Source organism: Stappia albiluteola (assembly GCF_014050225.1).
GTDB lineage: Bacteria > Pseudomonadota > Alphaproteobacteria > Rhizobiales > Stappiaceae > Hongsoonwoonella > Hongsoonwoonella albiluteola.
The window spans coordinates 96,413-110,427 of record NZ_JACFXV010000038.1; the positions used below are offsets into that span (position 1 = coordinate 96,413).

A 14,015-nucleotide genomic window follows, 5' to 3' on the forward strand; every position below is an offset into this window, starting at 1 on the left:
CGATCTCAGAAGCCGCGCATCGGGCTGTTATCCGCCCGCTTCAGCCAGTTGTCCGCCGACCATCGTGCCGCACCATCGACCAGATGGAGCGCATAGGCGTGGCGGGATTTCGGCGAGCGGTTCGGCGCCGATTTATGCGGCACGAGACCATGCAGGATCACCAGCGTCCCTTGCGGCGCAACAAGCGCCGCGTCCTCGCCCCCAAAGGGCGTTTCGTCGAGCGTTTCCATCACCAGGGAGCCGTCGCGTTCCCGGAACCGCTGGCGCAGCGGCCCCTTGTGGCCGCCGGCGATGCCGTAGAGCCCGCCGTTGGTCTCGTCGGCATCCTCCAGCGCGAACCAGAAGCCGGTGCAGGTCAAGGGCGTGGTGTGCAGGAAGGTCGAATCCTGATGGCTGCCGACCTCCCCGCCGATATGCGGCGGCTTGAAGATATACATCGACTGGGCAAGCAGCGGCTCGGCCAACCCCAGCCCCTCGGCGGTGCGTTTCAATCTCGGATCGCGGGAAAACGCCTCGAAGACCGGATCGAGATCGTGCAGCGCATGGCCGACCTTGTTCAGCGCTTCCCGCTTCGGCCTGCTCAGCCTCCCGCTTGCATCGAAGGCTTCCTGTTCGAAGAAGAAGCGGATCTTGTCGCCGCTTTCTCGGAAATAGGCGTCGCGGGCATGCGACTGGCTGCCGGTCTCGAAGACCGACGCGGTCGTGGCCGGATCGAAGGCGTCGATCAGTTCGCCCATGCGCGCCTTCAACCGCTCGCAATCGGCCGCGCTCTTGTAGCCGCGCAGGATGAGAAAGCCATCCTCGGCATAGGCCTCGCGCATGGCCTGCGAGAGCACGCCATCGGAAGGGGCATCAAACCATCTCGCCTGCATGTCTTTTCCCGGCACCGCGAAACCCGAATCGCCCATCTCTTCGGCATCCAGCCGAAGCGATCATCGCACGAGGAAGCCTCGTCCCAAATCGTCATCCTCTTCAAGCCAAAAGCGCGCCTCGCCGTAAAAATGCGCCTTGCCGCCCACCCTGACGGTTACGGCCTTGTGGTCCTTGAGGGTTGCCGCTCCCTCGACCTCGCCCCAGAAGCGCGACCCGGTGATGCTTTCGAAGACCCGCCTTTCGCCGGGCTTCACCTGTCCGCGCGCATGCTGCTGCGCCAGCCGCGCCGTCACGCCGGAGCCGGTCGGGCTGCGGTCCACCTGCCCCTCGGCGAAGACACAGACATTGCGCGTCGGCCGTCCATCGGCACCCGTGCCGCCGTCGGTCAGGATGGCGCCGTAGAGAAAGCCCAGATCGGCGTGGTCGGGATGCAGGATCGGTGTCTCCCGGTTGACGCTTGCCGTCAGCGACGTCGCCGCGCGGATGATGTCGGCGACCGGCGACACGCCGATCTCAAGCCCGAGTTCCCTCGCCTCGACGAGCGCGTAGAAGGCGCCGCCATAGGCGACATCGCAGGTCACGCGGGCGAAGCCCGGCACCTCGACCTCCAGGTCGCGCTTCAGCAGGAAGGCAGGCACGGAGGAGAACCAAACCTCGCCGGCCCGGCCGTTCTTCACCGCCACATGCGCCGTCACCAGCCCGCAGGGGCATTCGATGCGCACCACCGTTTCCCCTTCGCGCACGTCGACAAGGCGGCGTTCCACCGCGTAGCGGCCAAGCGCGATGATCGCGTGGCCGCACATGGTCGAATAGCCTTCGTTATGCATGAAGAGGACGGCAAGATCGGCCTGCGGGTCGGACGGCTCGACCAGCAGCGCGCCATACATGTCCATGTGGCCGCGCGGCTCGAACATCAGGAACTTGCGCAGGCCGTCGAGGTTCTCCCGGACGTAGCGCCGCTTGTCGAGGATCGTCGCGCCCTCGATCGGCGGATAGCCGCGCGTGATGATGCGCAGGGGCTCGCCGCCGGTATGCATGTCGACCACCTCGATCGATATCGCTTCCATGCGCCCCTCCCTTGACCCGCGAAATGCCGGAAGATCACCGCGTCACAGGAACGACGCCCCGTGCCTGCCCGGCGCGATGCCCAGATGCGCCGCCACCGTCTCGCCGATATCGGCGAAGGTCGGCCGCGCGCCGATCGGCCGTCCCTCGATACCGGGGCCGAAACAGAGGATCGGCACATGCTCGCGCGTGTGGTCCGTGCCCTTCCAGGTCGGGTCGCAGCCGTGGTCGGCGGTCAGGATCAACAGGTCGCCGGCCTTCAGCTTCGCCTGCAGTTCCGGCAGCCGGCGGTCGAAGGCCTCGAGTGCGGCTGCATAGCCGGCCGGGTCGCGCCGGTGACCGTAGAGAGAGTCGAAATCGATGAAATTGGCGAAGACCAGATCGCCGTCGCCGGCCTTGTCGATGGCCTCCAGCGTCCTGTCGAACAGCGCGTCGTTGCCAGCTCCCTTCAGCACCTCGCTGACGCCTTGATGGGCAAAAATGTCTGAGATCTTGCCGATGCCGTAGACGCGGCGCCCCGCCGCCACCAGCCGGTCGAGCACGGTCGGCTCGGGCGGCAGCACCGAATAGTCGCGCCGGTTCGCCGTGCGCTGGAAGTCGGCCGCGCTTTCGCCGACAAAGGGCCGGGCGATCACCCGGCCGATATTCAGCGGATCGACCAGTTTGCGAACCGTTTCGCAGAGCCTGTAGAGCCGCTCCAGCCCGAAATGGTCCTCATGCGCTGCAATCTGGAACACGCTGTCGGCGGAGGTGTAGCAGATCGGCTTGCCGGTGCGTATATGCTCCTCGCCCAGTTCCTCGATGATCACCGTGCCCGAGGCGTGCCTGTTGCCGAGAATGCCCGGCAATTCCCCCTCGCGGATCACAGCCTCCGTCAGCTCGGCCGGAAAGCAGGGCTCGGTATCGGGGAAATAGCCCCAGTCGAAGGCGACGGGCACGCCGGCGATCTCCCAATGGCCGGACGGCGTGTCCTTGCCGCGCGAGGTCTCGATGCCGTAGCCCCACAGCCCTTTCGGCTCGCCGGCAAAATCCAGGCCCGCAGGATGGCGACCCGTCGAAAGCTCCGCTGCCCGGCCGAGGCCGAGCCGGTCCATCGCCGGCATCCTCAGCGGTCCCGCGCGCAGGCCCTCGCGGTCGGCCTTGCCCGCCTCGCAGGCGCTCGCGATATGGCCCAGCGTATCGGCCCCCGCATCGCCGAAGCTTGCCGCATCCGCCGCATCGCCGATGCCGAAACTGTCGAGCACACACACTATCGCGCGAGCCATTCTGGTCATTCCTTATTATCTTGTATTCGGAGCGATACGCTCTGCGATAACCGGGTGATCGGTCGCATCGCGCGCCTCGCCCACCGTATAGGCGGCAATGATCGCCTCGCTCGCCCGCCAGGCGCTTTCCTCGTCAGCAGCATGGACGATCGCCAGCGGCGCGTCGCTGTCGACAGAATGGGCGATGCCGGCAAGGTCGCTGAAACCGACCGACGGATCGATCACGTCCTCCGCGCGCCGCCGTCCGCCGCCAAGCTCGATCACCGCCACGCCCACGGCCCGCGTATCGATCGCCGTCACCGTGCCGGATTGCTTTGCATAGATCGCCCGCTCCACCGGCGCCTTCGCCAGATAGCTGTCGGCCCGCTCCATGAAATCGGCGGGTCCGCCAAGCGCGGCGACCATCCTGCCGAAATGTTCGGCCGCGTAGCCGCTCTCGAAGGCGTCGCGCATGCGCCTTGCGCCATCCTCCGCATTGCCGGCGATACCGGCGGTCGCCAGCAATTCGCCGCCAAGCGCCACCGTGACGTCATGAAGCCGGTTATCGATCGCCTTGCCGGTCAGGAAGTCGACGGCATTCCTCACTTCCAGCGCGTTGCCGGCAGCCGAGGCCAGCGGTTCGTTCATGTCGGTCAGAAGCGCCGTCGTCGGACAGCCCGCGCCATTGGCGACCGTCACCAGGCTCTCGGCCAGCGCCCGCGCCTCCTCCAGCGTCGCCATGAAGGCGCCCGAACCCCATTTCACGTCGAGCACCAGCGTCTGCAGCCCGGCGGCGAGCTTCTTCGACAGGATCGAGGCGGTAATGAGGTCGATGCTCTCCACCGTGCCCGTCACGTCGCGGATGGCGTAGAAGCGCTTGTCGGCGGGCGCAAGATCCGCCGTCTGGCCGATGATGGCGCAGCCGACATCTTTCACCACCTTGCGGAACAGCGCGTTGTCCGGCTGCGTCCTGTAGCCCGGTACGGCGTCCAGCTTGTCGAGCGTCCCGCCCGTATGCCCGAGCCCACGGCCAGAGATCATCGGCACCGCCGCGCCGCAGGCGGCAAGTGCCGGCGCCAGCATCAGGGAAACGTTGTCGCCGACGCCCCCGGTTGAATGTTTATCGACCACCGGGCGACCGATATCCGACCAGTCGAGCACCGTTCCGCTGTCGCGCATGGCGCACGTCAGCGCCACGCGTTCGTCGAGATCGAGCCCGCGAAAGAAGATCGCCATGGCAAGGGCCGCCACCTGCCCCTCGCTCACCGAACCGTCGGAGAGCCCCTTGACGAAATGGGCGATCTCCGCGCCCGCCAGCCGCCTGCCGTCGCGCTTTTGGCGGATCAGTTCCTGGGCGAGCATCTCAATAGCCCTCGCCAAGCTGCGCGGCCGTCCCGTCGAGCGCGGCAACCAAAGCGTCGAGCAGCCCGCTCGCGCCGAAGCGGAAGGTCTGCGCGCAGACCCAGTTCGCCCCCAGGATCTTGTCGGCGATCGCAAGATACGCCCCGGCGTCGGCGATGGTGCGGATGCCGCCGGCCGGCTTGAAACCGACATCGATGCGGCCGTGCCTGCGGTTTTCCTCGATCACGGTAAGCATGATCTCGGCCGCCTCCGGTGTCGCGTTCACCGCCACCTTGCCGGTCGAGGTCTTGATGAAGTCAGCGCCCGCATCGACGGCAAGCTGCGAGGCGGCGTGGATCAGCAGCGGATCGCCGATCTCGCCCGTCTCCAAAATTACCTTCAGCTTCGCCTCGCCCGCCGCCTTCCTGACGCGGCGGATCTGTTCCTCGGCAAAACCCGGACGGCCCGCCTTGAACGCGCCATAGGCCATCACCAGGTCGATCTCGTCGGCGCCGTCCGCCACGGCCTTCGCCGTCTCGTCCACCACCTCCAGCGTCTTCTCGCCGCCATGGGGAAAGTTCACCACCGTCGCGATCTTCACGCCCGAACCGGCAAGCAACGGCCTGGCATCGGCCACGAAGCGCGGCCAGATGCAGATCGCCGCCACATTGCCATGCGCCGTCACCGCCCTGTCGCAGAGGATCGCGACATCCTTCGCCGTGCAATCGTCGTTCAGATTCGTCAGGTCGACGAGCGGCAGGGCGCGCTTGGCAATGGCTTTGGGGTCGAAGTCAGGCATCGTTCAGCTCTTTCAGGAATGCGCGGATCAGCCGCTTCAGCCGGTCCACGGCCGTCAGCGCGGTGGATTTGGTCTCGTCATGGGAAAGCGCGTGCGCCTGCATGCCGGCGCCGAAATTGGTGATCGTCGAGATCGCCGCCACCCGCATGCCGAGATAGCGGGCGAGGATCACCTCCGGCACGGTGGACATGCCGACCGCATCCGCTCCCAGCGTCTTCGCCATGCGGATCTCCGCCGGCGTTTCGAAGGAAGGGCCGGAGAACCACATGTAGACGCCCTCGCCGAGCGCGATCCCTTCCGCCTCCGCCGCCGCCTTCAGCTTGGCTCGCAGCTCCCCGTCATAGGCCCGGCTCATGTCGAGGAAGCGGCGGTCGTCCTCCTCGCCGATCAGCGGGTTCATGCCCGACCAGTTGATATGGTCGGTGATCAGCATCGCCGATCCGGGCGCCAGATCCTCGCGCAGCGATCCGGCCGCGTTGGTCAGTAGCAGCGTGTCGCAACCCAGCGCCTTCAGCATCTCGATAGGCGTGCGCATGATATCGGCCTGGCCGCTTTCGTAGTAATGCGCCCGGCCCGAAAGCGCCACCACAGGTACGCCTTCGAGGCTTCCCGCCACGATCTGGCTGCTGTGCGAGGACACGGTCGAGACGGGAAAGCCGGTCAGGTGCGAATAGGGAATGCGCACCGCGTCCTCGACCTCGTCGGCCAACTGCCCGAGGCCGGAGCCCAGGATCATCCCCACCTTGTAGCTGCCGTCGCGCGCCGCCTGCACGATATCGGCGCATTCCTTGCCATAGCCGCTCGTCACGATTTGCGGTCCTCTCCATGCAGCACGAAACCGGCCGGCAGCAGGTCCGCCATCCGGAAGCTCTTCATCAACCCCCCGGTGTCGCAGACATGCACGCTCGCCTCGCCGGGGGCGAATTCGGCAAGCCGCTGCCGGCAGCCGCCACAGGGCGTGCAAAGCGCGGCGTCGGCGGTCACCACCGCCTCCACGATGCGTCGGCCCCCGGCCGCCACCATCGCGCCTATTGCCGTCGTCTCCGCGCACCAGCCTTCCGGAAAGCTTGCGTTTTCCACGTTGCAGCCGGCGAAGATGCGCCCGTCGTCGGTCAGCACCGCAGCCCCCACCGCAAAGCGCGAATAGGGCGCGTGGGCATTGAGGCGCGCTTTTTTCGCGGCCTCGAACAACTCGTCGAAACGGCTCATGTGCGTTCCTTCACATAGGCGACGCCGCCGGCCTTCGGCGGCACGGCGCGGCCGATGAAGCCGGCAAGCAGCACCACAGTCAGGATATAGGGCAGCGCCTGGAAGACCTGCACCGGCACCTGCCCGATCACCGGCAGCGGTTGGCCTTGCAGGCGGATCGCCAGCGCATCGAGGAAGCCGAAGAGCAGGCAGGCGAACATCGCCGGCACAGGCCGCCACTTGGCGAAGATCAGCGCGGCCAGCGCGATGAAGCCGCGCCCCGCCGTCATGTCCTTGATGAAACCCGCCGACTGCGCGGTGGACAGATAAGCGCCCGCCACGCCGCACAGGATACCGGTGCAGATCACCGCCCGGTAGCGCAGCCACGTCACCGAAATGCCGGCCGTATCGACCGCCGCCGGATTTTCGCCGACGGCCCTGAGCCGCAGGCCGAAGCGCGTGCGGTAGAGCACCCACCATGTCAGCGGCACGCTCAGGAAAGCCACATAGACCAGCAGGTTGTGACCGGAGAATAGCTCCGAATAGAGACCGCCGATCACCGGCACGTCACGCAGGCTGTCGGCGAAGGGCCAGGTAATGTCGGTGAAGCGCGCCTCCTGCGGCAGGCGCGGCGTCTGTCCGCCCTGCTGGAACCACGCCTGGCCGAGCAGCGCCGTCAACCCGATCGCCAGGAAGTTGATCGCCACGCCCGAGACGATCTGGTTGCCGCGATGGGTGATGGAGGCAAAGCCGTGCAGCAGCGCCAGCGCGATGGAAGCCGCGATACCGGCGGCAAGGCCTGCCCAAGCGGAACCGGCAAGGGCCGCCACCGCGCCGGCGGCGAAGGCCGCGCCGAGCATCTTGCCCTCCAGGCCGATGTCGAAGACGCCGGAGCGCTCCGAATAGAGGCCGGCGAGGCAGGCCAGCAGCAGCGGCGTGGAAAGCCGCACGGTGGAATCGAGAATGAGGATCAGCATGTCGAACATGGGCGCTTTTCCTCAGGCTGCCTGGGCGGCGGTTGGCCGGAATGCCGCGAGAAGGCGCACCAGCCCCGGGCGGAACATATGCTCCAGCGCGCCGGCGAACAGGATGACGAGGCCCTGGATCACCACGATCATGTCGCGGGTGATCGCGGGCTTTTCGAAGGCCAGCTCCGCGCCGCCCTGATACAGCATACCGAACAGGATCGAGGCTAGGATAATTCCGACCGGATGGGCCCGGCCCATCAGCGCCACGGCGATGCCGACGAAGCCGTAACCGGAAACGAACTCGATCAGCAGCCGGTGCTGCGAGCCCATGATCTCGTTAATCGCCATCATGCCGGCAAGCCCGCCGGAGATCATCATCGTCACCACGGTGATGCGGACCGGAGAGATGCCCGCATAGACGGCAGCGACCGGATTGGCGCCGAAGGTGCGGATCTCGTAGCCAAGCTTCGTGCGCCAGATCAGCGCCCACACGGCCATGCAGCACATGAGGGCGACGATCAGCGACAGGTTGAGCGGCGCGGTGCCGAAATCGGCGCCCGGAATGACATCCTGCAGGAACGGCAGTCGCCCGCCCGGCTCGAAGGTGCGGGTTTCCGGCTGCATCGAGCCCGCCTTTGCCATCACGTTGACGAGCAGATAGACCATCAGCGAGGCGGCGATGAAGTTGAACATGATGGTGGTGATCACCACGTGGCTGCCGCGCTTGGCCTGCAGGATCGCCGGCACGAAGGCCCAGGCCGCGCCCGCCGCCGCGGCCCCCAGCACCGCGAAGGGCAACGTCACCCACCAGGGTACGTAACGGTCGAGCGCCAGGCAGGCGAGCGCCACGCCGAGGCCGCCGAGATAGGCCTGCCCCTCGCCGCCGATATTGAACAGTCCGGCGTGGAAGGCGACCGCCACGGCAAGCCCGGTAAAGATGAAATTCGTGGCGTAGAACAGCGTGAAGCCAATGCCCTCGTTCCAGCCGAGCGAACCCCAGACGAGGATCTTCACCGCCTCGACCGGATTCTCGCCGATGAAGAGCACCACGAGGCCCGAGGCCAGGAACGCGGCTGCGAGGTTGAGTGCCGGCATCAGGCCGTAATCGGCCCAGCGCGGCAGGGCTCCTCTAGTCATTCCGCCGCCTCCCGGTTAACGCCGGCCATCATCAGGCCAAGCTCGCCTTCGTCCGTTTCCGGCGGCCTTTCGCCGACCAGCGCCCCGTCGAACATCACCAGCACCCGGTCGGCCAGCGAGCGGATCTCGTCCAGCTCGACCGAAATCAGCAGGATCGCCTTGCCCGCGTCCCGCAGTTCCACCAGCCGGCGGTGGATGAACTCGATGGCGCCGATATCGACGCCGCGCGTCGGCTGGCCCACCAGCAGCACCGCCGGGTCGCGCTCGATCTCGCGCGCCAGCACGATCTTCTGCTGGTTGCCGCCGGAGAAATTCGCCGTCTTCAGCAGGCAGTTGGGGGGGCGGATATCGTATTTCTCGATTTCGCCGCGAGCGGCGTCGCGGATCGCCTTGATGTCGAGGAACGCGCCCTTGCCGTAGGCCGGATCGCGGTGATAGCCGAGGATCGCGTTCTCGTATTCGAAGAAGCGGGTGACGAGGCCCATCCGGTGCCGGTCTTCCGGCACATGGGCGACACTGAGCGCGCGAATCCTGGAGGGATCGATATCGCGCCGCGTGGGATCGACCGCCGTGCCGTTTACCTCGATCCTGCCGGCGACCGCATGCCGGATGCCGGCCAGCGTCTCGATCAGTTGCGACTGGCCGTTGCCGGAAACGCCCGCAATGCCCACGATCTCGCCTTCGCGCAGGTCAAACGACACGTTTTTCACCACGTCGACGCCGCGGCTGTCGCGCACGGTAAGGTCGCGCACCGACATGACGGTCCGGCCCGGTTCGCGCGGAGCCTTGTCCACCCGCAGAAGCACCCGGCGTCCGACCATCAGTTCGGCGAGCTCCGTCATCGAGGTCTCCGCCGTCTTGCGGGTTGCCACCATCTCGCCCCGGCGCATGATCGACACCGTGTCAGTCACCGCCATGATCTCGCGCAGCTTGTGCGTGATCAGCAGCACCGTCTTTCCCTCGTCGCGCAGCACGCGCAGGATGCGGAACAGGTGATCGGCCTCCGCCGGCGTCAGCACGCCGGTCGGCTCGTCCAGGATCAGGATATCGGCGCCGCGAAACAGCGCCTTGAGGATTTCCACGCGCTGCTGGAGGCCGACCGGCAGATCCTCGATCAGCGCGTCGGGGTCGACCCGGAGATCGTAGTCATCGGCCAGCCGCTTCAGTTCCGCCCGCGCCTTCGCCACGCCCCGGCCGAGCAGGCCGCCGCCCTCGGCGCCCAGAACCACGTTTTCCAGCACGGTGAAATTCTCCACCAGCATGAAATGCTGGTGCACCATGCCGATGCCGTGCGCGATCGCCGTCTTGGAATCGGGAATGTCGACCCGTTTGCCGTCGACCAGGATCTCGCCCTCGTCGGCCTGGTAGAAGCCATAGAGGATCGACATCAGTGTCGACTTGCCGGCGCCGTTCTCGCCGACGATGCCGTGGATCGAGCCCTTGGCGACCGTGAGGTCGATCGCCTTGTTGGCGTGGACGGCGCCGAAGCTCTTGTCGATTTTCTTCAGTTCGATGGCGGGCGTCATGAAAGCGCCTCCACGGCCGGCGGCAGCGCCGCGCACCGGATCGATTCATTCGGAAGCAACGAAAAATGCGTCCGCCGACGGACCGGCGGACGCATCGCACCTGCCAATCAGAACGGGCAGTTCTGGTCGGCCATGTAGTCGTGCACTTCCACCTTGCCGGAAATGATGTCGCTCTTGGCCTTTTCGACCGCCGCCTTCATCTCCTCGGTGACCAGCGCCTTGTTGTTGTCGTCGAGCGCCCAGTCCACGCCGCCTTCCTTGAGGCCGAGCACGTAGACGCCGGAGGTCCACTTGTCGTCCTTGGCGTCGCCGAAGGCGGTGGCCACGGCAACGTCGACGCGCTTCAGCATGGAGGTCAGCACCGAGCCCGGATGGAGGCCGTTCTGGTTGCTGTCCACGCCGATGCCGAGCTTGCCGGCGTCGGCCGCCGCCTGCAACACGCCGATGCCGGTGCCGCCGGCGGCGTGATAGATCACATCCGCGCCGCGATCGAACTGCGACTTGGCAAGCTCGCCGCCCTTGACCGGATCGTTCCAGGCCGCGCCCGTCGTGCCGGTCATGTTCTCGAACACTTCCGCGCCCTCCTTGGCCGCCAGCGCGCCCTGCTTGTAGCCGCAGGCGAACTTGCGGATCAGCGGAATGTCCATGCCGCCGACGAAGCCGACCTTGCCGGACGAGGAGGCGAGTGCGGCCAGCGTGCCCACCAGGTAGGAGCCTTCATGCTCCTTGAACACCACCGAACGGACGTTCGGCGCATCGACGACCGCATCGACGATGGCGAACTTGGTGTCGGGAAATTCCGCCGCGACCTTCGCCAGCGCGTTTTCGTAGGAGAAGCCGATGGCGACGACCGGGCTCATGCCGTTGCGGGCGAAGCGGCGCAGGGCCTGCTCGCGCTGGGAGTCGTTCTGGATCTCGAAATCCTGATAGTCGATCCCGCTTTCCTTCTTGAACTGCTCCGCGCCCGTATAGGCCGCCTCGTTGAAGGACTTGTCGAACTTGCCGCCGAGGTCATAGGCGACGGCCGGCTTGATATCCTCCGCGAAGGCCGAGGCCGACAGGATGCTGCCTGCCATCAGAATTCCAAGTGCTGCGATCTTCCTCACGTTCCACCTCCGTTTTATTCGAAGCTTCTTCAAGCTGTCTTTCGCTGTTTCACGCCGATTTCGGCCGCCAGCGCGCGCGCCAGCGCCTCGTCCGCCACCAGATCGGTGACCACCCCCGTCCGCAAGGCGGCCAGCGTCGCCAGCCGCTTCCCCATCCCCGCAGCCAGCGCCACCACGCGCTTGCCGCGAACCTCGTCGTAATGCAGGCCGACAGCCTGCTCGCCGAGTTGGTTGGGAACCGGATTTCCATCGACATCGACAAAGCGGCCCATCAGGTCGCCGCAGGCGCCGTCCTCGATCAGCCGCGCCTGTTCCGCCTGCGAGATCAGCCCGCGGCGCACCAGATGACCCTCGTCCTCGATCGAGCCGATGCCGATCACGAAGAGGTCCGAGGAGCGGGCGAGATCCAGCATCGCCTGCACGCTCTTCTGGCTCAGGAACATCGCCTTTTCGCCGGCGCTTTCGGCAAGATAGGGCACCGGCAGATAATATCCCTCGCCGCCCGTGCGCTCCACCATCTGCTGGACCACGTCATAGGGATTGGCCGAAAGCTTGCGCGTCAGCGAGCCGGAGATCGAAATCACCCGCAAATCCGGCCGCTGGATCTTCGGCATCGCTTCCACGGTCGCCTTCAGCGTGCGGCCCATGCCGACGCCGACCTGGGCAACCGAGGCGTTGGATAGAAAATTCGCGAGATGGGCGCTCGCCACCTCCGCAACCGCCCGGATTGCGGCGGTCTCGTCATCATGGCCGAGATCGGGAGCGATCAGGCAGGAGGACAGGCCGAAGGCGTCGCAGATGCTGCCTTCGAGCTCGAGGCATTCGCTCGGCCGCCCCTCGACACGGAACCTGACGAGACCGGACTTCTGGGCATGCGAGATGAGGCGGTGGATCTTGGCCGAGGACATGCCGAGGCGCTCGGCGATCTCGCCCTGCGTCGCCCCGCCGACGAACGACATCCACGCGGCGCGGATCGCCATGTTGGTGGTCCAGTCGCTCTCGCCGTCCGCCATGACCGGCCTCGCTCCCCCGCCTGTCCGCCGCGGCCGCGTCTTCGGCGGCTTCGCGAAAATTTATTCACCTGCTGAGAATTCTTTCAGACCAGAAATCCGGGAAGAGGTCAAGCAGCCTGTCGACCAGGCGGCGAATTTGTTTCCGGCAGACCAAAACGCACCGGATGCGACGTGAAAGATCGGCAAATCGTTGCCGGCGGATTCCGCAAATCCAACCTGTCGCGACAAGCGGATACCAAACCCGTTCACGAATTCGTAAGAATTAATCCTTCTTCGCAAGTTATTTCGGCAATTGCTCAAAACAGAGGCGTCAGTTTCCGTAAAAACCCTCAGGCCTGAAGTAACCGGTTGCCGCAATTTCGGGCAAACCCGTACAGGAATATTACGAAAGCGCAATTTCTTTTGATGCCATGTAGATTGATTCGTAGAGACTTTCGCTTGTGGCACGGTCGTTGCTTAGTCATATTTATATTTGCCGACTCAGTAAAAGACGGATCAAACTTCGCAATGTGAGTCGCATCGAAAGAGTTTCGAAAAGGAAAAGCCAACGACGTCAACGGAGAAAACAGGGGGAGGAGCGCTCGTAAAGCAGAAGGAGAATGACCTATGCATTCTTTGTGCGAGTCGTATCCGATAAAACGCGTAATCTTCAAGTTGAATGCTGCGTTTTTTGCGTTCCTTCTCATGATTGCCCCCGCGGTTTCGGCCGGTATGGGACCCGTTCACCAAAGCGCGATACCGGCCACGACCGAGGTCGATGTCGAGCTCGTCCTTGCCGTCGACATCTCCCAGTCGATGGATCGCGACGAACAGGAAATCCAGCGCGCCGGCTATGTCGCCGCCCTGACGTCACCGGAAGTCCTGGAGGCGATCCGTTTCGGCCCGATCGGCCGTATCGCCGTCACCTACCTGGAATGGGGCGGCATCGGCGAACACTTTGTCGTCGCCGAATGGGCGGTGATCAGCGACATGCAGACGGCCCAGGCTTTCGCGGGCAAGGTCGCGGAAGCACCGCTGCACCAGAAGCAGCGCACCTCGATCGCTTCCGCCCTCGGCCAGGCCGTCACCATGGTTCAGGTCAACGAATTCGAAGGCCTTCGCAAGGTCATCGACATTTCCGGCGATGGCCCGAACAACCAGGGCGGCAAGGTCACCGAGAGCCGCGACGCCGCACTTGCCTCCGGCATTACCATCAACGGCCTGCCCTTGATGATGAAGAACGAGCAGAACGCCTGGCAGGGCATTCTCCACCTCGATCATTACTACGAGGATTGCGTGATCGGCGGCCCCGGCGCCTTCGCCATTCCCGTCCGGTCGAAGGAAGGCTTTGCCGATGCGATCCGCATGAAGCTGGTGCTGGAAATTGCGGGCCTGTCGCCGAATTCCGATGCCCGCGTCATGCCGGCGGCCGGCCGCGAAAGGGTGAGCTGCGCTCTCTTCGATTGAGGTTGGAGCAAACCGGAAGCAGGCGGAAACGCACGGCATGATTGTGCGAAATTTCCGCCGCGCTCCGGTTGCCGTCCGCGCCCGTCGGCGCAACGGTGTGGCGCGAAAGCATGCGCCGACCCCGTGCGCGAGCCGCAACCATCTGAAATAACTATCTTTAATGCCGCAAGTGCGCCCATCGCATTCAGGGAGTGGATCGAATAAGCTCTGGCCAGAAACGTCGGATTCTGCCACACTGAACGGTGCGGCATTGAACTCGGGCCGATCGGGCTCGCTCCTCCTGCAAGTATTGCGGGCAGAGCTTGCCTG

The 14,015-nt window shown here is 65.4% G+C and carries 13 protein-coding genes; 1 reads left to right on the plus strand and 12 read right to left on the minus strand.

Annotated features, from left to right (window positions below):
- Window positions 1–5 precede the first annotated feature (5 nt).
- From H2509_RS03830 to H2509_RS03885, 12 genes are all read right to left on the minus strand, one after another.
- Window positions 6–908, minus strand: coding sequence for a phytanoyl-CoA dioxygenase family protein (locus tag H2509_RS03830; protein WP_209001778.1), 903 nt, complete (start codon window positions 906–908; stop codon window positions 6–8).
- Between the two features lie 24 nt (window positions 909–932).
- Window positions 933–1,940 carry a proline racemase family protein gene (locus H2509_RS03835; RefSeq protein ID WP_182162463.1) on the minus strand — a complete coding sequence of 336 codons (1,008 nt, stop codon included), beginning with the start codon at window positions 1,938–1,940 and terminating at the stop codon, window positions 933–935.
- A 42-nt stretch (window positions 1,941–1,982) separates the two neighbouring features.
- Entirely contained in the window at window positions 1,983–3,203 is a 1,221-nt protein-coding gene (locus H2509_RS03840; RefSeq protein WP_182162465.1) for a phosphopentomutase, read from the minus strand.
- A 15-nt stretch (window positions 3,204–3,218) separates the two neighbouring features.
- A complete protein-coding gene (gene deoA / locus H2509_RS03845) occupies window positions 3,219–4,544 on the minus strand; it encodes a thymidine phosphorylase (protein WP_182162531.1) in 1,326 nt (441 codons plus the stop codon).
- Window position 4,545: 1 nt separating this feature from the next.
- Window positions 4,546–5,322, minus strand: a complete 777-nt coding sequence (gene deoC, locus H2509_RS03850; RefSeq protein WP_182162467.1) for a deoxyribose-phosphate aldolase — start codon at window positions 5,320–5,322, stop codon at window positions 4,546–4,548.
- The gene (locus H2509_RS03855; protein WP_182162469.1) at window positions 5,315–6,130 is read right to left on the minus strand and encodes a purine-nucleoside phosphorylase; all 816 of its coding nucleotides are present in this window, start codon (window positions 6,128–6,130) and stop codon (window positions 5,315–5,317) included. The genes deoC and H2509_RS03855 overlap by 8 nt, the downstream gene beginning before the upstream one ends.
- A complete protein-coding gene (gene cdd, locus H2509_RS03860; protein ID WP_182162471.1) occupies window positions 6,127–6,531 on the minus strand; it encodes a cytidine deaminase in 405 nt (134 codons plus the stop codon). Before cdd ends, H2509_RS03855 begins: the two co-directional genes overlap by 4 nt.
- Window positions 6,528–7,496: an ABC transporter permease gene (locus H2509_RS03865; protein ID WP_182162473.1), complete on the minus strand. Its 969-nt coding sequence runs from the start codon at window positions 7,494–7,496 to the stop codon at window positions 6,528–6,530. Before H2509_RS03865 ends, cdd begins: the two co-directional genes overlap by 4 nt.
- 12 nt (window positions 7,497–7,508) lie before the next feature.
- Window positions 7,509–8,615 carry an ABC transporter permease gene (locus tag H2509_RS03870; protein WP_182162475.1) on the minus strand — a complete coding sequence of 369 codons (1,107 nt, stop codon included), beginning with the start codon at window positions 8,613–8,615 and terminating at the stop codon, window positions 7,509–7,511.
- On the minus strand, window positions 8,612–10,141 hold the full coding sequence (locus tag H2509_RS03875; protein ID WP_182162477.1) for an ABC transporter ATP-binding protein: 1,530 nt from the start codon (window positions 10,139–10,141) through the stop codon (window positions 8,612–8,614). The genes H2509_RS03870 and H2509_RS03875 overlap by 4 nt, the downstream gene beginning before the upstream one ends.
- 107 nt (window positions 10,142–10,248) lie before the next feature.
- A complete protein-coding gene (locus H2509_RS03880) occupies window positions 10,249–11,217 on the minus strand; it encodes a BMP family lipoprotein (RefSeq protein WP_182162533.1) in 969 nt (322 codons plus the stop codon).
- 59 nt (window positions 11,218–11,276) lie between these two features.
- Window positions 11,277–12,260 carry a sugar-binding transcriptional regulator gene (locus tag H2509_RS03885; RefSeq protein WP_209001779.1) on the minus strand — a complete coding sequence of 328 codons (984 nt, stop codon included), beginning with the start codon at window positions 12,258–12,260 and terminating at the stop codon, window positions 11,277–11,279.
- Window positions 12,261–12,971: 711 nt separating this feature from the next.
- Between H2509_RS03885 and H2509_RS03890 the strand changes: the two genes are divergently transcribed.
- Entirely contained in the window at window positions 12,972–13,706 is a 735-nt protein-coding gene (locus tag H2509_RS03890) for a DUF1194 domain-containing protein (RefSeq protein WP_235974670.1), read from the plus strand.
- The last annotated feature ends 309 nt before the right edge of the window (window positions 13,707–14,015 follow it).

Excerpts from the sequence above, each read along its gene's own strand:
- H2509_RS03870 (WP_182162475.1), bottom strand. The coding sequence starts at position 8,615 with ATGACTAGAGGAGCCCTGCCGCGCTGGGCCGATTACGGCCTGATGCCG.
- H2509_RS03830 (WP_209001778.1), bottom strand. The coding sequence starts at position 908 with ATGGGCGATTCGGGTTTCGCGGTGCCGGGAAAAGACATGCAGGCGAGA.
- deoA (WP_182162531.1), bottom strand. The coding sequence starts at position 4,544 with ATGCTCGCCCAGGAACTGATCCGCCAAAAGCGCGACGGCAGGCGGCTG.
- H2509_RS03885 (WP_209001779.1), bottom strand. The coding sequence starts at position 12,260 with ATGGCGGACGGCGAGAGCGACTGGACCACCAACATGGCGATCCGCGCC.
- cdd (WP_182162471.1), bottom strand. The coding sequence starts at position 6,531 with ATGAGCCGTTTCGACGAGTTGTTCGAGGCCGCGAAAAAAGCGCGCCTC.
- H2509_RS03840 (WP_182162465.1), bottom strand. The coding sequence starts at position 3,203 with ATGGCTCGCGCGATAGTGTGTGTGCTCGACAGTTTCGGCATCGGCGAT.
- H2509_RS03890 (WP_235974670.1), top strand. The coding sequence starts at position 12,972 with ATGGGACCCGTTCACCAAAGCGCGATACCGGCCACGACCGAGGTCGAT.
- H2509_RS03875 (WP_182162477.1), bottom strand. The coding sequence starts at position 10,141 with ATGACGCCCGCCATCGAACTGAAGAAAATCGACAAGAGCTTCGGCGCC.
- H2509_RS03880 (WP_182162533.1), bottom strand. The coding sequence starts at position 11,217 with ATGGCAGGCAGCATCCTGTCGGCCTCGGCCTTCGCGGAGGATATCAAG.
- H2509_RS03835 (WP_182162463.1), bottom strand. The coding sequence starts at position 1,940 with ATGGAAGCGATATCGATCGAGGTGGTCGACATGCATACCGGCGGCGAG.
- deoC (WP_182162467.1), bottom strand. The coding sequence starts at position 5,322 with ATGCCTGACTTCGACCCCAAAGCCATTGCCAAGCGCGCCCTGCCGCTC.
- H2509_RS03865 (WP_182162473.1), bottom strand. The coding sequence starts at position 7,496 with ATGTTCGACATGCTGATCCTCATTCTCGATTCCACCGTGCGGCTTTCC.